The sequence below is a fragment of the Methylobacterium brachiatum genome (assembly GCF_900113845.1).
GTDB classification, from domain to species: domain Bacteria; phylum Pseudomonadota; class Alphaproteobacteria; order Rhizobiales; family Beijerinckiaceae; genus Methylobacterium; species Methylobacterium brachiatum.
The window spans coordinates 228,060-250,754 of sequence record NZ_FOQW01000007.1 but is presented as its reverse complement, the minus strand read 5'-3'; the positions used below and the strand labels follow the sequence as shown (position 1 = coordinate 250,754).

At 70.8% G+C, this 22,695-nt stretch carries 19 protein-coding genes, 1 tRNA gene and 1 pseudogene; 7 read left to right on the top strand and 14 right to left on the bottom strand.

Translation table 11 applies throughout. The features are described from left to right. The first annotated feature begins 72 nt into the window (after nucleotides 1-72). From BMZ47_RS11070 to BMZ47_RS29135, 3 genes are read left to right on the top strand one after another with little or no spacing between them, the layout of a single operon-like run. Nucleotides 73-1,596 carry a phytoene desaturase gene (locus BMZ47_RS11070; protein ID WP_091861866.1) on the top strand — a complete coding sequence of 508 codons (1,524 nt, stop codon included), beginning with the start codon at nucleotides 73-75 and terminating at the stop codon, nucleotides 1,594-1,596. Continuing rightward, on the top strand, nucleotides 1,577-2,647 hold the full coding sequence (locus tag BMZ47_RS11065) for a phytoene/squalene synthase family protein (protein ID WP_091861864.1): 1,071 nt from the start codon (nucleotides 1,577-1,579) through the stop codon (nucleotides 2,645-2,647). Before BMZ47_RS11070 ends, BMZ47_RS11065 begins: the two co-directional genes overlap by 20 nt. A 9-nt stretch (nucleotides 2,648-2,656) precedes the next feature. Further along, complete coding sequence (locus tag BMZ47_RS29135) at nucleotides 2,657-2,791, top strand: hypothetical protein (protein WP_280142722.1); 135 nt, start codon at nucleotides 2,657-2,659, stop codon at nucleotides 2,789-2,791. 48 nt (nucleotides 2,792-2,839) lie between these two features. Here the strand turns inward: BMZ47_RS29135 and BMZ47_RS11060 are convergent, their stop codons facing one another. After that, nucleotides 2,840-3,721: a PhzF family phenazine biosynthesis protein gene (locus BMZ47_RS11060; RefSeq protein ID WP_091861861.1), complete on the bottom strand. Its 882-nt coding sequence runs from the start codon at nucleotides 3,719-3,721 to the stop codon at nucleotides 2,840-2,842. Nucleotides 3,722-3,731: 10 nt separating this feature from the next. Next, nucleotides 3,732-4,655 (bottom strand): hydroxymethylbilane synthase, encoded by a 924-nt coding sequence (gene hemC, locus BMZ47_RS11055; RefSeq protein WP_091861858.1) that lies wholly within the window; start codon nucleotides 4,653-4,655, stop codon nucleotides 3,732-3,734. 183 nt (nucleotides 4,656-4,838) lie between these two features. Between hemC and BMZ47_RS11050 the strand changes: the two genes are divergently transcribed. After that, nucleotides 4,839-5,756: a metallophosphoesterase gene (locus BMZ47_RS11050; RefSeq protein ID WP_091861855.1), complete on the top strand. Its 918-nt coding sequence runs from the start codon at nucleotides 4,839-4,841 to the stop codon at nucleotides 5,754-5,756. A 44-nt stretch (nucleotides 5,757-5,800) separates the two neighbouring features. Here the strand turns inward: BMZ47_RS11050 and BMZ47_RS11045 are convergent. Beyond that, a pseudogene (locus BMZ47_RS11045) lies at nucleotides 5,801-6,224 on the bottom strand (PIN domain-containing protein). Continuing rightward, entirely contained in the window at nucleotides 6,221-6,478 is a 258-nt protein-coding gene (locus tag BMZ47_RS11040; protein WP_091861852.1) for a FitA-like ribbon-helix-helix domain-containing protein, read from the bottom strand. The pseudogene BMZ47_RS11045 and the gene BMZ47_RS11040 overlap by 4 nt, the downstream one beginning before the upstream one ends. Nucleotides 6,479-6,607: 129 nt before the next feature. Between BMZ47_RS11040 and BMZ47_RS11035 the strand changes: the two genes are divergently transcribed. Next, nucleotides 6,608-7,069 carry an ABC transporter ATPase gene (locus BMZ47_RS11035; protein ID WP_091861850.1) on the top strand — a complete coding sequence of 154 codons (462 nt, stop codon included), beginning with the start codon at nucleotides 6,608-6,610 and terminating at the stop codon, nucleotides 7,067-7,069. A gap of 121 nt (nucleotides 7,070-7,190) precedes the next feature. On the opposite strand, the gene BMZ47_RS11030 is transcribed toward BMZ47_RS11035, so the two are convergent. Both BMZ47_RS11030 and BMZ47_RS11025 read right to left on the bottom strand, forming a co-directional pair. Next, on the bottom strand, nucleotides 7,191-8,723 hold the full coding sequence (locus BMZ47_RS11030; protein ID WP_091861847.1) for an acyl-CoA carboxylase subunit beta: 1,533 nt from the start codon (nucleotides 8,721-8,723) through the stop codon (nucleotides 7,191-7,193). Nucleotides 8,724-8,882: 159 nt separating this feature from the next. Further along, a tRNA-Val gene (locus BMZ47_RS11025) sits at nucleotides 8,883-8,957 on the bottom strand. Between the two features lie 160 nt (nucleotides 8,958-9,117). On the opposite strand from BMZ47_RS11025, the gene BMZ47_RS11020 reads away from it, so the two are divergent. Continuing rightward, complete coding sequence (locus BMZ47_RS11020; RefSeq protein ID WP_007563614.1) at nucleotides 9,118-9,459, top strand: Rdx family protein; 342 nt, start codon at nucleotides 9,118-9,120, stop codon at nucleotides 9,457-9,459. A 55-nt stretch (nucleotides 9,460-9,514) separates the two neighbouring features. Continuing rightward, nucleotides 9,515-11,731 carry a sensor histidine kinase gene (locus BMZ47_RS11015; protein ID WP_081496980.1) on the top strand — a complete coding sequence of 739 codons (2,217 nt, stop codon included), beginning with the start codon at nucleotides 9,515-9,517 and terminating at the stop codon, nucleotides 11,729-11,731. A 147-nt stretch (nucleotides 11,732-11,878) separates the two neighbouring features. Here BMZ47_RS11015 and BMZ47_RS27925 read toward each other — a convergent pair whose 3' ends face one another. The 8 genes from BMZ47_RS27925 to BMZ47_RS10980 form a co-directional block, all read right to left on the bottom strand. After that, nucleotides 11,879-12,154, bottom strand: a complete 276-nt coding sequence (locus BMZ47_RS27925; protein WP_139220968.1) for a hypothetical protein — start codon at nucleotides 12,152-12,154, stop codon at nucleotides 11,879-11,881. Nucleotides 12,155-12,447: 293 nt separating this feature from the next. Next, nucleotides 12,448-13,590, bottom strand: coding sequence for an ABC transporter permease (locus BMZ47_RS11010; RefSeq protein ID WP_007563618.1), 1,143 nt, complete (start codon nucleotides 13,588-13,590; stop codon nucleotides 12,448-12,450). 11 nt (nucleotides 13,591-13,601) lie between these two features. After that, nucleotides 13,602-14,618 carry an ABC transporter permease gene (locus BMZ47_RS11005; protein WP_091861844.1) on the bottom strand — a complete coding sequence of 339 codons (1,017 nt, stop codon included), beginning with the start codon at nucleotides 14,616-14,618 and terminating at the stop codon, nucleotides 13,602-13,604. After that, on the bottom strand, nucleotides 14,615-16,735 hold the full coding sequence (locus BMZ47_RS11000; protein ID WP_091861841.1) for an ABC transporter substrate-binding protein: 2,121 nt from the start codon (nucleotides 16,733-16,735) through the stop codon (nucleotides 14,615-14,617). Before BMZ47_RS11000 ends, BMZ47_RS11005 begins: the two co-directional genes overlap by 4 nt. Next, nucleotides 16,732-17,607 carry a hypothetical protein gene (locus BMZ47_RS10995; RefSeq protein WP_091861838.1) on the bottom strand — a complete coding sequence of 292 codons (876 nt, stop codon included), beginning with the start codon at nucleotides 17,605-17,607 and terminating at the stop codon, nucleotides 16,732-16,734. The genes BMZ47_RS11000 and BMZ47_RS10995 overlap by 4 nt, the downstream gene beginning before the upstream one ends. After that, nucleotides 17,607-19,448, bottom strand: a complete 1,842-nt coding sequence (locus tag BMZ47_RS10990; protein ID WP_091861835.1) for an ABC transporter ATP-binding protein — start codon at nucleotides 19,446-19,448, stop codon at nucleotides 17,607-17,609. The genes BMZ47_RS10995 and BMZ47_RS10990 overlap by 1 nt, the downstream gene beginning before the upstream one ends. Continuing rightward, nucleotides 19,445-21,418 (bottom strand): glycosyltransferase, encoded by a 1,974-nt coding sequence (locus tag BMZ47_RS10985; RefSeq protein ID WP_091861834.1) that lies wholly within the window; start codon nucleotides 21,416-21,418, stop codon nucleotides 19,445-19,447. The genes BMZ47_RS10990 and BMZ47_RS10985 overlap by 4 nt, the downstream gene beginning before the upstream one ends. After that, nucleotides 21,406-22,692 (bottom strand): glycosyltransferase, encoded by a 1,287-nt coding sequence (locus BMZ47_RS10980; protein WP_208601037.1) that lies wholly within the window; start codon nucleotides 22,690-22,692, stop codon nucleotides 21,406-21,408. Before BMZ47_RS10980 ends, BMZ47_RS10985 begins: the two co-directional genes overlap by 13 nt. Nucleotides 22,693-22,695 lie beyond the last annotated feature (3 nt).

Below are 22,695 nucleotides of genomic sequence, written 5' to 3'. Positions count from 1 at the left end.
CCGAGACATCGGCGGGGGCGGATCGACGTTTCGCCCTTGCTTACGGAGAAAACCCCGGCATAGTGTCAAGTTATGTTGACACTTGCGGTCGAGCAGTCGGAACGGCAGGAGACGGATCGGCGGCCCCACGCGGTCGTCGTCGGCTCCGGCTTCGGCGGCTTGGCCGCTGCCGTTCGGCTCGGGGCCCGGGGCTACCGGGTCACCGTGCTGGAGCGTTTGGAGCAGCCGGGCGGCCGCGCCAGGGTGCACCGGCAGGACGGCTTCACGTTTGACGCAGGGCCGACCATCGTCACCGCGCCGCAGCTCTTCGAGGAGCTGTGGCAGCTCGCCGGCCGCCGCCTGTCCGACGACGTCACGCTGGTCCCGATCGATCCCTTCTACCGGATCCGCTTCGCCAACGGCGCAACCTTCGAGTATAGCGGCGATCCCGAGCGGATGCGCGCCGAGGTGGCGCGCTTCGCCCCCGACGACGTCGCCGGCTACGACCGGTTCATGGCGCATAGCCGCGCGGTCTGCCGGATCGGCTTCGAGCAGCTCGGCCACGTCCCGTTCGGCAGCGTCGGCTCGATGCTGAAGATCGCCCCGGACCTGCTGCGCCTGTCGGGCCACCGCTCGGTCCATGCCGTGGTGGCGCGCTTCATCCGCGACGAGCGGCTGCGCACCGTGTTCAGCTTCCACCCGCTCCTGATCGGCGGCAACCCGTTCCGGGCGAGCGCGATCTACTGCCTGATCGCGGATCTCGAGCGGCGCTGGGGCGTCCATTTCGCCATGGGCGGGACCGGGAAACTGGTCGAGGGGCTGGTCCGGCTGATCCGCAGCCTGAACGGACGGGTCCGGCTGGGCGTCGACGTCGCCCGCATCCGGGTCGAGGACGGGAGCGCGACCGGGGTCGAGCTCGCGGGCGGCGAGACGATCGCGGCCGACCTCGTGGTCTCGAACGCCGATTCGGCGGTGACCCATGCGCGGCTGCTGCCGAAGCCCCGGCGCTGGAGCCCCGGGCGGCTCCGGCGGGCGCGCTCCTCGATGGGCTTGTTCGTCTGGTATTTCGGCACGAAGCGGCGCTACCCGGATGTCGCCCACCACATGATCCTGCTCGGGCCGCGCTATCGCGGGCTGCTCGCGGACATCTTCGACCGCAAGGTCCTGGCCGAGGATGCGAGCCTCTACCTGCACCGGCCGACCGCTACGGATCCGAGCCTCGCGCCGCCGGGTTGCGACGCCTTCTACGTGCTGGCCCCGGTGCCGAACCTGGCCGGCGGCCAGGATTGGCGCGCCCTCGCCGAGCCGTACCGGCGCCGGATCGCCGAGATGCTCGAATCGAGCGTCCTCCCCGGCCTGTCGGACGCCATCGTCACCTCGAAGGTGACGACGCCTCGGGAATTCCAGGACGATTTCCAGAGCTATCGCGGGTCGGGCTTCGGCCTCGAACCGGTGCTGACCCAATCCGCGTGGTTCCGGCCGCACAACCGGTCGAGCGACGTGCGCAACCTGTACCTCGTCGGGGCCGGCACGCATCCCGGGGCCGGTCTGCCCGGCGTGCTCTCCTCCGCCCGAATCCTCGATCTGGTGGTTCCGGATGCCCGCGTTTCCGCCTGAATTCGCCAGAGCCGCGGATCGCACCGCCTGTCGGGTTGCGATCCGCGCCGGCTCGAAGAGCTTCTTCGCTGCCGGGAAGCTGCTGCCCGGCGAGGTACGCGAGGCGGCCTACGGGCTCTACGCCTTCTGCCGCCTTTCCGACGATCTCGTCGACGAGGCGCCCAACGCCTCCGACCGACGCGACGCGGTCGCGCGTCTCGGCCGCCGGGTCGCACTGGCCTATGCGGGCGCGCCCGCCGATACGCCGGCCGACCGGGCCTTCTCGGAGATCGTCGGCCAATATGCGATCCCCGAAGCGCTGCCCTACGCTTTGATCGAGGGGTTCGCCTGGGACGCGGAGGGACGGCGCTACGCGGACCTGGCCGCGCTGCACGGCTACGCCGCCCGGGTCGCGGGCTCGGTCGGGGCCATGATGGCGCTGATCATGGGCGCGCGCGCCCCGGATGCGCTCGCCCGCGCCTGCGATCTCGGCGCCGCCATGCAGCTCACCAACATCGCCCGCGATGTCGGTGAGGATGCAAGGATGGGCCGGCTCTACCTGCCCCTCGACTGGATGGTCGCGGCCGGGCTCGACCCTGACGCGTTCCTCGCCGATCCGCGGCCGAGCCCGGCGCTGGCGGGCGTTGTCGCCCGGCTGCTCGCCGAGGCGGATGGGCTGTATCGGCAAGCGGAGGCGGGCATCGCGGCGCTGCCGGCGCCCTGCCGCCCGGCGATCCGCGCGGCGGCGCTGATCTATGCCGAGATCGGCCGGGTCGTGGCCGGGCAGGACCACGATTCCGTCTCGAACCGCGCCCGGGTCCGGACCACCCGCAAGCTCGCCCTGATCGCCCGCGCCCTGCGCTCCGGTGCTGCGACGCCGGGCCTCGCGGCACCGCCCCTGCCGGAAGTCGCGTTCCTGATCGACGCGGTGATGGCGCATGTGCCGGTTCCCGACCGCAGGCGGGCGGCGCTCCGGCCCTGGTGGGACGTGGGCGGCCGGGTGGTGCACGTGCTGGACCTGATCGAGCGGATGCGCGAGCGCGAGGCCTTCGGCCGCTCCGCACCGTCCTGAGGCCGGCACGTGAGCGACGGCCTGTTCGCGGCTTTCGATATCGGGCTGGTCTTCGCCCTGGCCTTCGGGATCGGCCTCTGGCAGCTCATCGCCGTCCGCCGCAGCATCCGCCGGGATCGCGCGCGGGGTGACGAGCGGGAGTGATCTTGCTTCTCGTCGCGATAGCGGGACGGTCGCGATTGGCCCACGCATTCAGGCCTGGGCCTGGTGCACCTCTGCTAGCGCCACGTCGCCGGCGAGCAGGCACCCGATAGCGCGGCCGTTCGCGAAGCCCAGGCGCACCCGGATCTCGGACAGGCGGCCCATGGCCCGGCCCTGGAAGATCCGGATCGGCCGGTCGTCCGGTGCAATCAGCCCATCCTGCAGCAGCCCGAAAGCCAGGGCGGCCGCCGCGATGCCGGTTGCGGCATCCTCGGGGTAGCCGGAGGAACGGGGGAATTGCCGCGCCTCGAACGTTCGGGCATCGCGGTCGAGCACTGCGTAGGGGTAGAGGCCGGTGGATCCGATCCGCGTGCACGCGGCCTCCACCGCGGCTTGGTCCGGTACCAGGGCGTTCAGCGCGGTTTGATCGCGCATCGGCACCAGGGTCTTCACCCGGGATGTCACGGCGTTGTGGATCGGCCGGTCGGCGAGGGCGTTCCGATTCAGGCCAAACGCCGCCAGCACCGCCGCTTCCGGCTCGGGGGCGAGCGGGGTCACCCGCCCCGCCGGCTGGGTGATCTCCACCGTCCATTGGCCGTCCGCACGCGGCGCGACGAAGCCGGTAACCGAGCCGCTGCCGGTGGCGATCCGCACGGTCTCGCCCGATAAGCGGCCCTCCCGGGCCAGCACCCAGAGCGCGCCGATCGTCGCGTGCGCACACATCTCCATCTCGTGGTTCGGTACGAAGAAGCGCAAGCGCAGATCGTGCGCGGCATCCTCCACCGGGAGCGCGAAGCCGGATTCGTGGCCGTAGCGCCCGGCCACCGCCCGCATGGCGTCGGCATCGAGATCCCGCGCATCCGCGACCACCGGGCAGGGATTCCCGCCCCGTCCGTCATGCGTGAACACGTCGACCAGGGTCACCGCCGGCATCAGCCGCTCCTCACTGCAGATGACGCGTGTAGGTCTCTCCGGCCGCCTCCTTCAGCACGGCGCCGGCCTCGCGGCCGATGCGCTCGGCCTCCGCCGCCGGGCCCTGCCGGGAGACGGCCCAGTGCCGGCTGCCGTCGGGCAGGAACAGCAGCCCGTCGAGCTTGAGCTGGTCGCCGTCGATCTGCGCCAGGGCGGCGATCGGCGTCCGGCAGGAGCCGTCGAGCTCGGCGAGCAGCGCGCGTTCCGCCGCGATCGCAGTGGTGGTGCGGGCGCAGGCGATCGGCGCCAGCAGGTCGCGGATCGCCCCGTCGTCGGCCCGGCACTCGATCCCGAGCGCGCCCTGCGCCACCGCGGGCAGCATCTCGTCCACCGACAGGATGCTGCGGGCCATGTCCTGCAGGCCAAGGCGCTGCAACCCGGCGAGCGCCAGCAGGGTCGCGTCGCACTCGCCGGATTCAAGCTTGCGCATCCGCGTGTTGGCGTTGCCGCGCAGGGGCACGACCTTCAGGTCCGGCCGGTGCATCAGCACCTGCGCCCCCCGCCGGAGCGACGAGGTCCCGACCCGCGCGCCTTCCGGCAGGCCCGCGAGCCCGTCCGCGTGCGGCGACAGGAAGGCGTCGCGCGGGTCGTCGCGCTCCAGGATGCAGGCGATGGCCAACCCGTCCGGCAGCCAGGTCTCCACGTCCTTCATGGAATGGACCGCGACATCGACCTCGTCGGAAAACAGCGCCTGCTCGAGTTCCTTGGTGAACAGGCCCTTGCCGCCGATCTCCGAGAGCGGGCGATCGAGGATCTTGTCGGCCACCGTGGTCACCACCACCAGCTCGGTCTCGAGCCCCGGATTGGCCGCCACGATCTTGTCGCGCACCATCCCGGTCTGGGCGAGCGCCATCGGGCTGCCGCGGGTGCCGATGCGCAGGGGGCGGTTCAACATGGGGGTCCGAACGTTTCTTGCGGCGTTGTCCGAGCGTTATAGCCCGCCCGCGGCCGCAGGCCATCGCCGGGTGCGGGATTCAGACTCGCTGAAGCGTCCGCGTGTCAGGCTGGTGCCGCCCCGGTTTCGCCGGACTGCGCGCTTAGCGGCGTGCAAGTCACTTCGAGAGCTTCTGGACGCCCCATGCTGATCGTGCCGAGCCGACGGCAGTTCCTCACCGGACTCGGGGCCGGCGCCGGCCTCTTGGCGGCGACGGGGGTCTACGCGGTCGATGTCGAGCCACTGCACCGGCTGGTGGTGACGCATTACGCGCCGACCCTGCCGCGCTGGGACCCGGCGCTCCGGCTGCGCGTGGCGGTGCTCGCCGATTTCCACATCTGCGAGCCGTACATGCCGTTCGACCGGGTGGCCGAGATCATCGACGCCACCAACGCCTTGAAGCCCGACCTCGTGCTGATGCTCGGCGATTATCCGGCCGGCAAGATCGCCTGGCGCAAGCTGCCCCTCGAGCAATTCGCCCGGATGGTCGAGGGCCTGAAGGCGCCGCTCGGCACCCACGCGATCCTGGGCAACCACGATTGGTGGGACGACCATGCCGTCCAGCGCTCCCGGCGCGGCTCGCCGGCGGTCAAGCACCTGCTGGAGGCCCGGGGCATCCCGGTGATGCAGAACGAGGCGGTGCGGCTGGTGAAGGACGGGCGTCCGTTCTGGCTCGCCGGCCTCGCCGACCAGCAGCCCTATTTCAACAGCTGGGACCAGGGGCTCGACGACCTGCCCGCGACCCTCGGCACGATCACCGACGAGGCGCCGGTGATCCTCATGGCCCACGAGCCCGACATCTTCGCCGACGTGCCCGACCGGGTCTCCCTGACGCTCGCCGGCCATACCCATGGCGGGCAGGTCCGCCTGTTCGGGCACTCGCCCGCGATCCGGCGGGTGCGCGGCCACGATTACGCCTACGGCCACGTTATCCAAGACGGCCGCCACCTGATCGTGTCAGGCGGCTTCGGCATGAGCCGGATCCCGGTGCGGTTCGGCGTGCCGCCGGAGATCGTTCTGTTGGAACTGGGCGGATCGGGGCCGGACGGCGCCGCCGCCTGAGCGGCCAGTGATCCGTCTGTCCGGCCTCATCCGTCGGCGATCCGCTAAGCGCGGCCGTTCCACGGATTAATCGTTTGAAAACCGGCGGCCTCGAATGGACTGAGGTCCCGCGTTGCGACCATCATGTTCCGAGACGCGGCGGTGGCGGCGATATAACCGTCCGCCATGCCGATCGCGGGTCCTTGCGTCTTGGCGCGCCATCAGCTCCGCATAAGCCTCTGACGCGTTCAGATCGAATGCCAGGATGCGACCTGCGAAGGCCGGCACGACCTCGTTTTCCAAGCGCTCTTGATAGGTCGTACGCCGCCGACCTTTTGGCATGATCGCCAGGCCAAGCCGCAGTTCCGCAATCGTCACGACCGATAGATAGAGCATCTCGATGGCTTGAGCATCGGTCCAGACGAGCACCTTCGGTTCAGGATCGCGCCTCCACAGCTCCGAGATGACGTTGGTGTCGAGGAGGATCATTCGAAGCGGATCGGTTCCGCCGCACGCGTGTCGCGCAGATCGTTGATCTGCTCTACTTCGGCATCGCTCAGCTCGCCCGCATCGCGTGCGATGGATGTCAGGAGCGAACCCAGCGCCACGCGGCCTTCAGGCTGCGCGGCCTGTTCCAGGATGGCGCGAATCTCGGCTTCGGCACTGCGGCCATGCCGCGCCGCTCTGACCTTCACGGCACGATGAACGGCGTCGGGGATATTGCGGATGGTGATCGACGCCATGGTCCTTCCCTCCGTCTGATTCCGGGACGATGGCAGTCCGGCCATCCGCGATCAATATCCCCCGCGAACCGCCCCGCGCCTGAACGCCGCGCCGCTCGTTTTCGCGTCGCCCGGCGCTACCTCGCCCGTATGCGTGCACTCCTCCCCGTCCTCGCCCTGGTCGTCCTCAGCGCCGGATCACATTCCGCCTGGGCGCAATCCTGCGACACGTTGATCGACAAGGTCACCGCGGAGACGGCCGCGAAGGCGACCGAGCGGCGCAGCGATTACGCCAACTTCACCGCCGGCCCCGACATGACCCTGAGCCTCGCCTGCGGCGCGCCGGACCTGTCCTCGGTGGGGGCCCAGTATCGCGGCGCCAGCCCGCCGGACGTCTATTACGAGACCTTCGGCCGGGCCGGGCACGCCGTGACCGGCATCGATGCGGCGACCATCACGGAGGCGGCGCGCAAGGCCCAGGCCGCGGCTGTCCGGCTGCGGCACAGCAACGTCGATCTCGGCGGCGCCCGGATCACCTGCTCGGCGATGGTCTCGCCCGACAAGGGGCCGCTGACCCTCTGTGCTGTGATCGAGCACAGCGACCGGAGCTGAAGCGCGACGGGTCCTCCACAAGGCTGGCTCAGACGCGACGCGCGCCCTCTCGCGCACGGGAGAGGGCGCGCGCTCGGTCGGGACATGCGCGGACCCGTTGAGGTCCGCCCGTATCCCCGCCTCAGAGCGGGATGTTGTCGTGCTTCTTCCAGGGCTGCTCCATCTCCTTGGTGCGGAGCATGCCGAGCGCCCGGGCGATCCGGCGGCGGGTCGAGTGCGGCATGATCACCTCGTCGATGTAGCCGCGCTCGGCCGCCACGAAGGGGGACAGGAACCGGTCCTCGTACTCGCCGGTCCGCGCCGCGATCTTCTCCGGGTCGCTGAGCTCGCTGCGGAAAATGATCTCCACGGCGCCCTTGGCGCCCATCACGGCGATCTGGGCGGTGGGCCAGGCGTAGTTGAGGTCGGCGCCGACATGCTTCGAGGCCATCACGTCGTAGGCGCCGCCGAAGGCCTTGCGGGTGATGATCGTCACCAGCGGGACCGTCGCCTGCGAATAGGCGAAGAGCAGCTTGGCGCCGTGCTTGATCAGGCCGCCATATTCCTGCGCGGTGCCCGGCAGGAAGCCCGGCACGTCCACGAAGGTGACGATCGGGATCGCGAAGGCGTCGCAGAAGCGCACGAACCGCGCGGCCTTGCGGGAGGCGTCCGAATCGAGCACCCCGGCCAGCACCATCGGCTGGTTGGCGACGAACCCGACGGTCCGGCCCTCGATCCGGCCGAACCCGGTCATGATGTTGCGGGCATAGGCCGCCTGGATCTCGAAGAAATCGCCCTCGTCGACCACCCGGCGGATCAGCTCGCCCATGTCGTAGGGCTTGTTCGGGTTGTCGGGGATCAGGGTGTCGAGCGACATGTCGAGCCGGTCGACATCGTCGAAGCTCTCGATCTCGGGCACGCCCTCGATGTTGTTGGCCGGGAGGAAGTCGAGCAGGCGACGGATCTGGAGGATCGCCTCGACGTCGTTCTCGAACGAGCCGTCGGCGATGGAGGATTTCGTGGTGTGGACCTTGGCGCCGCCGAGCTCCTCCGCGGTCACGACCTCGTTGGTCACGGTCTTCACCACGTCCGGGCCGGTCACGAACATGTAGCTCGTGTCGCGGACCATGAAGATGAAGTCCGTCATGGCCGGCGAGTAGACGTCGCCGCCCGCGCAGGGGCCCATGATCACCGAGATCTGCGGGATCACGCCCGAGGCCATCACGTTCCGGCGAAAGACCTCGCCGTAGCCGCCGAGCGCCGCGACGCCCTCCTGGATGCGCGCGCCGCCGGCATCGAAGATGCCGATGATCGGGGCGCGCATCTTCAGCGCCATGTCCTGGACCTTCACGATCTTCTGAGCGTGGGCCTCCGACAGGGAGCCGCCGAACACCGTGAAGTCCTTCGAGAACAGGAAGACCGTGCGGCCGTTGATCGTGCCCCAGCCGGTGACAACGCCGTCGCCGGGGATCTTCTGCTTCTCCATGCCGAAATCGGTGGAGCGATGCTGCACGAACATGTCGAATTCCTCGAACGACCCGTGGTCGAGGAGGAGTTCGATCCGCTCGCGGGCCGTGAGCTTGCCGCGCTTGTGCTGGGCCTCGACGCGCTTCTCGCCGCCGCCCAGGCGCGCCTGGGCCCGTCGCTCCGCGAGCTTGTCGAGGATGTCCTTCATGGCTGTTCCCGCCCTTACCCTGCTCGTGCCGCCCTAGCCCGGTTGATGCCGGGTCGAAGCTTGTGCGTTCACCGATCACGCGGCCTTAGCACGGGCGTTTCGGGTGGCAAACCGACGCAAATGTCTCGCGCGTCGGACCTTCGGGGGGAGGGAGGAGAATGGTGGACGGTGCAGGGATCGAACCTGCGACCTTTCCCGTGTGAAGGGAACGCACTACCGCTGTGCTAACCGTCCGTGCCGCCAAGGGCCGAGACCCGGGGGCGGAACCAACGCGGTCGGCGACGCCTGGAGCAGGCGGCGACCGGATGCCGGGCCTTCTAGGGCGTGCCGACCCGAAACGTCAAGCACTGCTTGCGAGGTTGACAAGAACCGCGCCGCAATGCGCTGTGGCCTCATGCACGAGGAGCACGCGGCCGTGCGGCCCGACAGCGACGTGACGGGGGAGGGCGCGGCGCGCACGGCACGGCCGCGCGTCGCGATCACCTACTGCACCCAGTGCAACTGGCTGCTGCGCTCCGCCTGGATGGCGCAGGAGCTGCTCTCGACCTTCCGCGACGACCTCGGCGAAGTCGCCCTCGTGCCCGCCACCGGCGGTGCGTTCCGCATCGAGATCGCGGGCGTGCTGCTGTGGGAGCGGGTCCGCGACGGCGGGTTTCCGGATGTGAAGGCCCTCAAGCAGAGGGTGCGCGACCACCTCGACCCGGAGCGCGATCTCGGCCATATCGACCGGTCATGAAGCGAGGGAACGGCGAGGAGCCCGCGGGGCACCGCGTGCCGGGGACGGGCGCCGCTTGAGCCCGGAGCAGGAGGCCGAGGGTGTGAACGTCCCGGCGATCCAACCCGCACGCCGATCATGGCTGGCACGCCGGCTCTACCGGTTCGGCCGCAACGGCTTCTCGACCCAGGTCTACCTGATCGCCCTGGTGATCGCTCTGATCGGGCCGGGCCTGCTATTCACCGGCATCCTGCTGATGCGGTACGCCTCGGCCGAGCGCGCCCGCTTCGAGCAGGATGCCCGCGAGAATGTCCGCGGCATCGGCCTGTCTCTGGATCGCGACACCGCCGGCCTGGTCTCGGTGCTGCAGACGCTGGCGACCTCACCGCGGATCCGCCAGGGCGATTTCGAGGCGTTCGACGCGCAGGCCCGCCTGGTGCGCGAGTCGATCGACCTCGACGTGCTGCTGCGGCGACCGAACGGGCAGGAGGTGGTCAATACCGGCGTGCCCCGCGGCGCGCCGATGCCGATGATGCCGCTGCCGTTCGACACCGACCTGTCCAAGGGTGCCCAGCGCGCCATGGTCAGCGGCTACATCCCGGGCCCGACCCCGGCCGAGGCGACCTACGCGGTCGGCGTGCCCGTGATGGTCGAGGGCGAGGTCGCCTATATTCTGAGCTTCACCGTGCCGCTGTCGCGGCTCCAGGGCATCCTGTCCCGGGAGGTGGTGCCCGGCTGGACCACCGGCATCTCGGACCGGAACGGGATCGTCCTCGCCCGCCTGCCGGACCCGGATTCCGTGGTCGGCAAGCCCCGGCTCGCGAGCCTGCGCCAGGTCCAGACGGCGACGCCGGGGGTCTGGGAGGGGCAGGACCGCCAGCACAAGCCGGTCGTGGTGATCGAGGCGCGCTCGCGGCTGACCGGCTGGATGGTCGCCACCAGCATCCCGCAGGCGCTGGTCGACGCCCGGGTGCGCCGGTGGGTCTGGGCCTTCGCGGGTTTCGGCCTGCTGGTGCTTGCCACCTCGTCGGTGCTGGCGGTGAACCTTTGGTCCCGCGTCTCGCGCCCGCTGCGGCTGCTGGCGGCCTCCGGGCCGGCGCTGTCGCGGGGCGAGGCGATCCCCCGGGTGCCGTCGCCGGTCCACGAGATCCAGCGGCTCGGGGCGGTTCTGTCCGACGCGTCGCTGCGGCTGCGCACCCGCGAGGCGGAGCGCGACCGGGCGCTCGCCGACACCCGCCGCGGCCTCACGGCGCTCAGCGAGAGCGAGGCCCGGTTCCGGCACATGGCCGATTCCGCGCCGGCACTGATCTGGATGACCGACGAGAGCGGCGGCGTCAGCTTCGCCAACCTCCATTTCGAGCACATGTTCGGGATCCCGGCGGCGGATCTCACCAACGAGGGCTGGGAGCGGATCGTCCATGCGGACGACCTCGAGAGCTTCCGCGCGGCCTTCGCCGAGGCATTCGAGGCACGGGCGCCGTTCCGCACCGAGGTCCGGGTGATCGACCGGGGCGGGGCCGTGCGCTGGCTCCGCTGCGAGGGCGTGCCGCGCCTCGACGACGACCAGAACTTCCTCGGCTATACCGGCTGCAACATCGACATCACCGACGCGAAGTTCGCCGAGGAGCACCTGCTGCTCCTGATCCACGAATTGAACCACCGGGTGAAGAACACCCTGGCCACGGTCCAGTCGATCGCCGGCCAGTCCCTGCGCAACCTCGAAGGCCCGGAGGCCGACGCCGCCCGGGCGGCGTTCGAGGCGCGGCTCCTGGCACTCGCCCGGGTCCACGACGTGCTCACCCGGGAGAGCTGGGAGGGGGCGGAGCTGTCGGCCGTTGTGGCGGACGCGATCCGGCCGCTCGAATCCGGCGACGGCCACGAATCGCGCTTCTCGGTCGTCGGCCCGGCCTTGCGGCTCCCGCCGCGGCTCGCTCTGTCGATCGCCATGGCGCTGCATGAGCTCGGCACCAACGCGGTGAAATACGGCGCCCTCTCGATCGAGGGCGGGACGGTGGAGATCTCCTGGACCGTGCGGCGCGAAGCCGAGATCCGCCTGTACCTGCGCTGGGCCGAGCGCGGCGGCCCGCCGGTCAAGAAGCCGACCCGTACCGGCTTCGGCTCCCGCCTGATCGAGCGCAGCCTCGCCCGCGAGCTGGCCGGCGAGGTGACGCTGACCTACGAGGAGACCGGCGTGATCTGCACGATCGACGCGCCCGTCCCGCCGCCGGGCCTGCTGGAGCGCAAGAGCGCCGCGGCGCCGGCCCGGATCGCGCCGCTGCCGCTGGCGGGGTAGGCCCGCGACCACGCCACCGGCGTGGCGCGAATCCCCTCTATCGCTTCGGAGGGGCCGTCCTGACCCAGCGCGAGACGATGGGAAGACATCCTCGGGCTGCGCACAGGTAGCGTACCGAACCGCAGCAGGATTCGCGGAGGGGGGCGATCAGTGCCGGTCGCCGCAGGGGGAGCTTTGCGCCGCTTGACTGGCATTCACACGGGCATTGCCTTCGCGCCACGCCCGTTCGCGATCGCGCTGTGCTTGCTCACGCACCAACGCAACCTGCTCCCGCTGGCTCGACGCAATGTCTTTCAAGACATTCAACTCACGGTCTCTGTCAAAATCATATGCCAGCGCTGGAACTGTTCCCGAAACGGCCGCAAGAGCCACAACAACCAATGCGCGCATGGATAATCCCCCTTCTATAATGATCTGCGTCAATCAGAAGTCATTGGGAGTGTCGAACGGCAAAAGGTTCTCGAGATTTTGCTCGGCCCTCTCGGATATACCCAGCCGTTCGAATTGATTTAAGGCTCCGCAACATGAATGGGATCTGACGGATTGTCTGTTTGTTGGGTTCAGTCTTCCTCGGCAGCGTCCGTTGGACGGGCGCTGACCTTCCGGTCCGGAATAACCGGGAGGACGTTTCGCGGCCCCGGGATTTTCAATCACCCGGCACGCCAGGATGAGGGCGTGGATGGAATCGGCGCTCCAAACCCGATACCGCCCGCCCGCTAGTGATACGGATCCGCCGCGTCCCGCAGGCCGTCGCCCATGAAATTGAAGGCGAGCACCGTCACCAGCACCGGCAGGACCGGCAGCAGCAGCCAGGGATAGAGCTGCACCGCCGCCAAATTCTGCGCCTCGTTGAGCAGCACGCCCCAGCTCGTCACCGGCGGGCGCAGGCCCAGGCCGAGGAAGGAGAGGGCGGTCTCGCCCAGGATCATGGTCGGGATCGACAGGGTCGCCGAGGCGATCAGGTGGCTCATGAAGTTCGGGATCAGGTGGCGGCCGATTACCCGGGCCGGCGAGGCGCCCATCAGCTCGGCCGCCTGCACGAAATCCTCCTCCCGCAGCGCCAACAGCTTGCCGCGCACCGCCCGGGCGAGCCCCGGCCAGTCGAGCAGGCCGAGGATCACAGTGATGCCGAGGAAGACCAGCAGCGGGCTCCAGTTCGGCGGCAGAGCCGCCGACAGCGCCAGCCAGAGCGGCAGCTCGGGCAGGGAGCGCACCACCTCGATCAGGCGCTGGACGCCGGCATCGACGATCCCGCCGAAATAGCCGGCGATCCCGCCGAACAGCATGCCCAGCGTGAACGAGATCGCCACGCCGACCAGGCCGATGGTGAGGGAGACCCGCGCCCCGTAGATCATCCGGGAGAACAGGTCGCGCCCGAGCCGGTCGGTGCCGAGCAGGAACAGGGTGCCGTCCTTCGGCGGGCAGACGAGGTGCAGGTCGGTGGGGATCAGGCCGAGCCAGACATAGCCGTCGCCGCGGCAGAGGAAGCGCAGGGGCTGCGGCTTGCCTGCATCGACCACGTAGTCGCGCCGGAACGTGTCGAGGTCGAGCTGCGCCCGGTAGGGATAGACGAACGGCCCGAGGAAGCGCCCATCGTGGAACAGGTGCACGCCCTGGGGCGGTGCGTGCAGGAAGTCGCCGTTGCGCCGCGCCTGCCCGTAGGGTGCGAGCATCTCGACGAACGGCACCGTGGCGTAGAGCGCGAGCAGGATCAGCGCCGAGGCCACGGCGATCCGGTGGCGCAGGAATTTCCGAACGATGAGCCGCCATGCCGAGGCGCTGCCGGCGGGGTTCTCGCCGAGCGCCTGCGGCTCGAACGGCGCCGGATCGACGAAGTGGCCGCGGGCCGTCTCTGGCATGATCGGTCCCGTCACCGCGCGCCCAGCCGGATGCGCGGATCGAGCCAGACCAGGATCAGGTCGGAGATCAGCATGCCGACCAGCGTGAGGCCGGCGACGAACATCAGGATGAACCCGGCCATGAACTGGTCCTGGCTGCGCAGGGCCTCGAGCAGCAGCGGGCCGACCGTCGGCAGGCTGAGGACGAGCGAGACCAGAACCGAGCCCGAGACGAGGTGCGGCAGAAGGTTGCCGATATCGGCCACGAACGGGTTCAACGACATCCGGAACGGGTATTTCAGCAGTGCCCGCATCGGCGGCAGGCCCTTGGCCCGGGCGGTGACCGTGTAGGGCTTGGCCAGCTCGTCGAGGAGGTTCGCCCGCATCCGACGGATCATGGCGGCGGTGCCGCCGAGCCCGATCACCAGGGTCGGCACCACGAGATGCGCAAGCAGCGAGCGGATCTTGGTCCAGTCCCAGGGCTGGTTGGTGAGCGCCGAATCGTAGAGGCCCCCGATCGACAGGCCGAACCAGCGATTGGCGTAGAACAGCAGGATCAGCGCCAGCAGGAAGCCGGGCACGGCGAGGCCGACATAGCCCAGCAGGGTCACCACCGCGTCCCCGAACGTGTGCCGGTGGGTCGCCGAATAGATCGCCGCCGGGATCGCCACCACGTGGACGAAGACCACGGCCGTGAGGTTGATCAGCAGGGTCAGCCATAGGGCGTCGCCGACCACGTCGGCCACCGGCTTGTCGTACTCGAAGGACCAGCCCCAATCGCCCTGGAGAAGCCCCGAGAACCCGACCGGGCCGGGCATCAGGCCGATCCACATCAGGTATTGCTGCCAGACCGGCCGGTCGAGGCCGTATTGGCGGATGAGCAGCTCGGCCTTCGCCACCGAGCCCGCCTCGCCGGAGGCGCGCAGCTCCATGATCCGGTTGGTCAGGTAGTCGCCCGGCGGGAGCTTGATGATGAAGAACACCAAGGCCGAGATGACGAGCAGCGTCAGCGCCATGGTGACGACGCGCCGGAGGATCTGGACGATCACCGGACCTCCGCGCGCGCGTCGGCGGCCTTGTCCCAGAACACCTCGTCGAGGCGCTGCACGCCGATCAACGCCGTGGGATCCCAGGAATACAGGGCGCGCTTGGGGAGGTTGACGAGGCGGTCGGCTCCGACCACCGGCTGGAGCGCGCCCGCCACCGTGCCGATTACCCAGGTGTTCTGCGCATGGTTCATCAGCATCTCGCGCCAGATCGCCGCCTGTTTCTCCGCATCGTCGGTGTCGCGCCATTGACGGTCGAGGTCGAGCAGGCGCTGGACCTCCGGGATGTCGCAGCGTTCGCCCGACTTGCCCCGGCTCTCGACGTTCGCGCTCCAGAGCGGCCAGGCGTAGTGCTCGGGCTGGGCCGGGCTCAGCTCGGTCGGCGGCATGATCGCGGTCGGCACCGCGAGGTCGAGGCCTTGCGCGGCGACCAGCACGGTCATGCCACCGACCGAGCGGCGGTGCAGGTTGGTCCGCTCCTGCGGCTTGGTCACCAGGCGGATGCCGATCTCGCGCCAGAACTCGGTGATCAGGAGCAGGGCGTCGAGCACCATCTCGGCCTCGCCGTCGCTGTCGACCACCAGCTCCATGGCGCGACCGTCGCGCATCAGGCGGATGCCGGAGCCGTCGCGGCCGGTCAGGCCGATCTCGTCCAGCAGGTGCGAGGCCTTGGCCGGATCGTAGCCGGCGTTGAGCGTGCGCAGCTCCGGCGTGTAGAGCGGGCTGTCGGACACGATCGTGTCGTTGCCCTCGGTGCCCAGGCCGAAGAGCAGCGTGTTGTTGAGCGTGCGCCGGTCGATGGCGAGCGATAGGGCGTGGCGGTAGCGCACGTCCCGGTTCAGCGCCCGCCAGCCGGAATCCTGCGTGGTCAGGTTCGGGTAGAGGGCGATCTCGGAGCCGCGGGCCACGGGCCACAGGTTGGTGCGGTACTGGTGGGCCTTCTCGCCCTCCTTGAGGCTCGGGATGTCGGGCATCGACAGGCCACGGAACATCAGGTCGGCCTCGCCGGCATTGGTCTTGGCGACCAGCAGGCCCTGCGAGGCGACATCCATCACGATCGTGTCGACATAGGGCAGCTGCGTGCCGGCGGTGTCGACCCGGTGGTAGCTGCGGTTGCGCTCGAACCGGAACCGCGTCGCCGGCGAGCGGGTGCGCGGCACCCAGCCCTGGAGGGTCGGGCAATCCGGGTTGTTCAACTCGTAATTGTCGTCGAGCCGGTTGTGCAGGGCCGCCCAGCCGCGCAGCTTCAGCGCCTTGGCCTTGGCGTCCGCCGCCTCCTTGCCGAGATAGCGGGCGTGGACGGTCTTCAGGTAATGCGCCGGCCGGTAGATCAGCGGATCGCGCGGCGCGGCCAGCGCCGGCAGGAACATCGGGTTCGGCCGGTCCCAGCTGTAGCGGATCGTCACCGGGTCGAGGAACTCGACCTGAGGCGGCTTGCCATCCACCAGGAAGAAGGCCGGCGGTCCCTCGGGGCTCAGCGCCTTCTCGTTGGCGACGTCCTCCCAGTAGTAGCGGAAATCCTCGCTCGTGAACGGGTGCCCGTCCGACCAGCGGTGGCCCTGGCGCAGCGTGAAAGTGAAGCGCCCGCCCTCGACATCGACCCGCTCGAGCAGGTCCGGCCGCAATTGCAGATCGGCATCGTAGCCGACCAGCCGCGTATAACCGTAGACCGAGAGGTAGCGGACATCCCGGGCCTTGGCGATCAGCGTGCGGATCGTCCCGCCGGCGGTGCCGGTGCGGCGGCCCCGGGCGGCGAGGTCAATCACGAACGGTTTTTCGGGCGGGGCGGGGGCGTCCGCGGGCGGCGTGTCGGCGCGGGCATGGCGCGGGCGGGAGAGCAGCGCGGCGGCGCCGAGGCCGGCGATCAGGGCGCGGCGGGAGATGCCGGTTTCCCGCCCCACATCGGGATCGCAATTCGGGTAAAGCTGACCGCGACGGGCTCCCTCTCCCGTGCGGGAGAGGGTTGGGGTGAGGGACCAGGATCTTCCGGAAAAGTCGTGCCCCTCACCCTGTCCCTCTCCCGCACCGGAGAGGGGACCCGCGCCTCGTTCGTCGAGGTTTTCCGGCGATCCCGGCCTCAGAAACGAAGGCAAGTCGCCGCGGGTCTCGAATTCGCTCACGACCCGCCCCCCGCCGGATGCAGTGCCACATAGGTCAGCCGCGCCGGCGAATACCCGGTGGCCCGGTGGAGATCGTCGAAGGCGTGGGCGCGGGCGATCAGTCCGGCGGCCTTCCGCACCAGCGCGTCGTCGGCCGGCTGCTCGAAGTGACGGCCGTTGCGGGTCCAGCGGATCGGCTCCGGGCTGTGCGCGGGGCCGGTGATCATCGCGATGGTCGGATGCGCCGGGCCGCCATGGGCGTGGATCCGGTGGCCGGCGGCGTCGTCGTCGAACAGCAGCCGGGTCAGGCCGCGGGCATGGGCCTCCACGACCCGGCGCCCCTGCGCGACGTGGTCGTCGAAGAACGCCACGGTTCGGGCCGGGTCGATCCCGAACCAGTCGGCCGTGGACCAGTCGGCGGTGCTGTAGCGCGCCTGAGGGTCGCGGTAGTGCAGGCCGGACAGGTCCGGATCGTGGCAGAAGATTTGTGCTGAGGGCCGCGCCATGCGGATCACCCAGGTGGTGAGCCCGCGGAACACACCGGATTCGATCACGAAATCCGGCTTCAACGCCCGCATCGCCACGTAGAGCTGCAGCGCGCCGTTGAAGCCGCTGCCGCCCCGTCGCTGCCGGACCGGGGCGGTGGGGATCAAATCCCAGAAGGCCCGGACGCTGTCGAGGAGATCGCAATCCGGCACGATGCCGGACGCAGCGAAGTCGCGCTCCAGGATCGCGGCGGCGGACTCCAGCAGAGTGGCGACCTCCCGCGGCGAGGTCGGGCGGTGGCTCCAGTCGGGCGCGGCCGGCACGAGGTCGTAGCCGAGGCGGTCGAACAGGGGCGACAGCACCTTGCGGCGCAGGCGTTCCAGCATCACGGGCGGGCGCGGCTGCATCAGGCGGCCTCCGCGTCCCGGGCGGTGGAGAACCGGACCCGGTGGCCCGGCTCGATCGCCCGCATGGCGCCGGCCTCGTCGGGACCGAGCCGGTAGGGTGCCGCCCAGCGGGTCGGATCGTTCTGGTCGCCGGTGATCGCGGCGAAATCGAGCGGGTGGTCGAGGCTCGGATCCGGCACGGCGGCGAGCAGCGCGCGCGTGTAGGGATGGACCGGGCGGCGGAACAGGGCGGCGCGGGGCGCCTCCTCGACGATCCGGCCCCGGCACATCACGCTGATCGTATCCGCCATGTAGTCGATCACTGCCAGGTTGTGGGAGACGATCAGGTAGGACAGGCCGAGGGCCGCTTGCAAATCCTTGAGCAGGTTCAGGATCTGCGCCTGCACCGAGACGTCCAGCGCCGAGACCGGCTCGTCGAGCACCAGCAGCCGCGGCCGCGGCGCCAGGGCCCGGGCGATGCCGATCCGCTGGCGCTGGCCGCCCGAGAAGGCGTGCGGGTAGCGCCCCAGCCCGCTGGCCTCCAGCCCGACCATCGCCATCAGCTCCCGGCAGCGGGCGCGCCGCTCGGCCGCCGGCACGCCGTGGATCTCCATCGGCTCGGACAGGATCTGGCGCACGGTCATGCGCGGATCGAGCGACGCGTAAGGGTCTTGGAACACGAACTGCACGGTGCGCCGGTAGGCGAACAGGGCGTCGCCCGAGAGCCCGTGGACGTCCCGCGGGCCGCTGCCGTCGTCGAACAGGATCCGGCCGGAATCGGGCTCCAGCGCCCGCATCACCATCTTCGAGACCGTGGTCTTGCCCGAGCCGGATTCCCCGACGAGGCCGAGCGTTTCCCCGGCCGCGAGGCTCAGGGACACGTCGGAGACGGCTTGGACGATCCGCGGCTTCTGCCAGAAGCGGCCGGACCGGAGCGTGTAGCTCTTGCTGACGCCCTCGACCCGCAGCAGCGGCCCGGCGGGCTTCGCCTGGGGCTGGACCGGCGGGATCTCGGCCCGGGCCGGGCGGATCGGCGTCAGGCGCTCGCCCGGCGCCATGTCGAACCGCGGCACCGCGTGCAGCAGCGCCCGGAGATAGGCGTGGCCGGGCGCGCGCATCACCGTATCGCGGGGCCCGGCCTCGACCAGCCGGCCCCGGTAGAGCACCGCAACGTCGTGGGCGATGTTGGCGACGACGCCCAGATCGTGGGTGATCAGCAGGATCGCCATGCCGGTTTCGTCCTGGAGCCGGGCCAGCAGGGCGAGGATCTGCGCCTGGGTGGTCACGTCGAGCGCCGTGGTCGGCTCGTCGGCGACCAGCAGGGCCGGCTTCAGGATCAGCGCCATGGCGATCATGGCCCGCTGGCGCAGGCCGCCGGAGAGCTCGAACGGGTAGGTCTTCAGGGCGCGCTTCGGATCGGGGAACCCGACCCGGGCCAGGGCCTCCTGGGTGCGCGCATCGGCCTCCTTCCGGTCGGCGCCGGTATGGATCCGCAGGGCCTCGCCGATCTGGTCGCCGACCGTGTGGAGCGGCGACAGGCAGGTCATCGGCTCCTGGAAAATCATCGCGATCCGCTGGCCGCGGATCGCCCGCATGGCCGCGCCCTCGGTATCCAGCCGGGCGATGTCGGTCTCGGCAGGGCCGTCGCGGAACAGGATCTGCCCGCGGGTGATCGCGGCGGATTTCGGCAGGATGCCCATGATCGCCTGGGCGGTGACCGACTTGCCCGAGCCGGATTCGCCGACCAGCGCCAGGGTCCGCCCGCGCATCACGTCGAGCGACAACCCGTGCAACGCCTCGAACGGTCCGGTCTCCGTGCGGAACGCGACCGCGAGGTCGCGGATGGACAGGAGGGAACTCAACCATTCCTCACATCGGATGAGCCGGGAAGAGTAGATGCCGCCGCGCCGGAGTCCACTGCGGCAGCGGAAAATAGAGTTTGCGGATCGACAAGCGTCACGGCCGGATGGGCGGCGAGGATCGACAGCAGATCGCCGATGAAGGACCAGATCGCGTCGTCGTGGACGCGGTGGTGGGTCAGCAGCCCGATCGGGCGCGCGGGGTCGGACGCGAGGCCGGCGGCGACATCCCGGAGCAGCACTTCGGGATCACGGAGCGACCGGGTGCCGCGCCAATCGATCGGGTCGAGGGTCGCGTCGGCGCGCGCGAGGCCGGGGATCGCCGGCCCGGGCATCGACGACAGGCCGCGATAGCCGAGGCCCGGCAGGGCGGCGGCGAGATCCGGGGCGAGCCGGTTCCAGGGCGGCACGAAGACCGGCAGCAGCGCTGATCCGGGCAGGCGCTCCCGGGCGATCCGCAGGCCCGCGGCGGCATCGTCGCGCAGCGCGTCGAGCGGGCGATGCGGGCCGAACTCCGCCTGTTTCTCGCCCGGCGGGGCGTGGTTGTGGTGGGCCAGGCCGTGGACGGCGACGCGCACGGCTTTTGCGGACGCCAGGCGGGCGCCGAGGGACGGCTCGATCCCGGCCGGGATCGCCGCGAGCAGGATCGGCACGCGATGGGCCTCGGCGAGACCGATCAGCCGGTCGAGGGCCGGCGACGCCGCGACGGCATCGTCGTCCCGCCACCAGAACCGCACGCGCTGGAAGCGGGTGCCGGCTTCGTCGAGGGCGTTGCGAAGGAGGGCGAAAGCGGGATGCGCACGCTCCCGCACGGGACAGGGCACCCGCGCCCGATCCGGCGCCGTGCGGCTCTGCAAGAAAAAATCCTCGACGATCGCGACCGTCCGCGCTGCCCCGCCCAGGTCGATCCCGTGCGGCGCCGGCGGCGCAGCCTGGAGCTGGGCGTCCACCGCTTGCAGGAGTGATGCCGCGGTCAGCTCCGCCTCCGGAAGCACCCGGGCGAGGCCGCGCCCGGCGAGGCATTCGGCGCGCAGCCGCTGCTCGGTCTCGCCGCCGGCCTCGAACGGCACGAGCACGGCCGGGGTCGCGCTCGCCAGGAGATCGATGGCGGTGTTGTAGCCGCATTGGCTCACCGACAGGGCCGCGCCGGCGAGCAGGGCGCGGTAATCGGGGCGGGCCCGCTCGATCGTGCCGTCAGGCAGGTCGTGGCCGATGGCGGCCAGGTCAGCCTCGGGCACGCCGTGCCCTGCCAGGATCCGCCAGCCGAGCCCCGGCTGGAGCCGGGCTGCCTCCGCTGCGGCCCGCAGCAGCCCGAGCCCCGCCGGCCCGGACCCGGCAGCGACCAGCACGCCGCTTCGCGCCGTCTCCGGAACGGCCGCCATGCCCTCGTCGACATAGCCGGTGTAGCGGAGCTTTTGTGCGGTTCCGGCGTCGAGCGGCCAGGAGGCGTCCAGCGGCACCAGGGCCGGGTCGCCGTGGACGAGCACGGCGTCGTAAAGCTGCGCCACCCGCGCATGCGCCTGCGCGATCCGCTCCGGCTTGGCGGACGCGACCAGGATGTCGCGCACGGAGGCCAGGACCAGCGGGCGTGGACCGCGTGCTTGCGCCGCCTCGACGAGGGCCAGGAACTCGGCGGCCAGCGCCCGGCGGCCGAACGGGAACAGCTCGGTGATCACCGCGTCGGGGGCGAAATCCGCCAGGGCGTCCAGCAGCAGGGCGCGGCGCTGCGCGAGCAAAGCCGCATCGGCCGGGCCACCGTCCGGTCCCAGCGGCCGCGCGAAATCGGTGCCGGCGACATGGAGCGACGGCAGCTGCACCCAGCGCAGGCCTTCCGCCCGCACCATCGGGGCCGGCCTTCCGCCCGAGGCCAGCAGAGACTCGTGGCCCGCGGCCGCGAAAGCCCGCGCCAGGGCGGCGGCGCGGGTGAGATGGCCGGCTCCGAGGAGATGCGTGACCGCGATCAGGACGCGCACGCGGCCAGTTCCGGTTCCGTGGCCACGACCGGCGAGGTAAGGCCGGCCGAGGCGCGCAAGGCCTCCGCGATCAGCGCGACGGCGGCGACTTCGGAAAAATCCTCGACCAGCCGCACCCGCGCCGCCGCGCCGAGGCGCAGGCGCAGGGCCGGATCGGCGGCGAGGCGGGCCAGCGCAGCCGCGAGCGCGGCCGGATCGCCCGGGGCGACCAGGATGCCGTGGGTGCCGTCGGTGATGAATTCCGGCGTGCCCGCGAAGGCGGTGGCCAGGATCGGCAGGGCCTGGCTCGCCGCCTCCATCAGCACGTTGGGCAGCCCGTCCCGGTCACCGCCCGGGGCGGGCTTGGTCGGCAGCACGAACAGGTCGGACGCGCGCATCGCCGCGATCACGGCCGGCTGCGCCAGGGCGCCCCGGAACGCCACGCGCTCGGACAGGCCCCGCTCGCGGATCCGGGCTTCGAGGGCTCCGCGCAGCTCGCCGCCGCCGATCAGCTCGAGGCGCCAGTGTAGGCCTGGGGGCAAGGCGGCGAGGGCGTCGATCAGGTCGTCATGGCCCTTCTTGGCGACAAGCCGGCCGACGCAGACGAGCCGCAGCGGTGCGTTCGGATCGGTCCCGTCCCGGGGCTCGCGCGGCGGGGGCGGAGCCGGGAAACGGGCGAGGTCGAGGCCGTGATAGGCGAGCCGCGTCCGGCCCGGCGCCAGGGATTCGAGCCGGGCGAGCCCGTCGCGGGTGCAGGTCACCCCCCAGGCCGCGTCGCGCAGCTTCTCGGTGAGCTCCCAGGCGGGCGTGGTCCAGATGTCCTTGGCGTGGGCGGAGAAACTCCAGCGCCGCCGGGTCAGCAGCGCGGCGTAGCGGGCGACGCTGGCCGGCGTGTGCAGGAAATGCACGTGGATATGGGCGACCTCGGCCGGCAGCTCGCGCGCGAGGACCAGCGCCTGGCCCAGCCGGCGCAGGCGCGAGGCCGATGGATCGCGCCAGAGGTCGCGGGCGAACAGGGCGAGCAGCGCCGGCAGGCGCGGCCGCGTCAGGGCGGCGGCCAGGCCGCGCAGCACCCGCAGCGGCGCCTCGTGCAGGTATTCGGGCAGATAGGCGGCCGGCGCCCGGATCGCCGCGTGCATCGGGTGGCGGGCGCGGTCGGTGGGCCGGCGCAGGGACCAGATCTCCAGGGGCAGGCCGCACCGCTCGAGCGCCAGCAGCTCCTGGGCGATGAAGGTCTCGGACAGGCGCGGGTAGCCCTTCAGCATCACCGCGATCCGCTTGCCCGTCACGGGCATGTC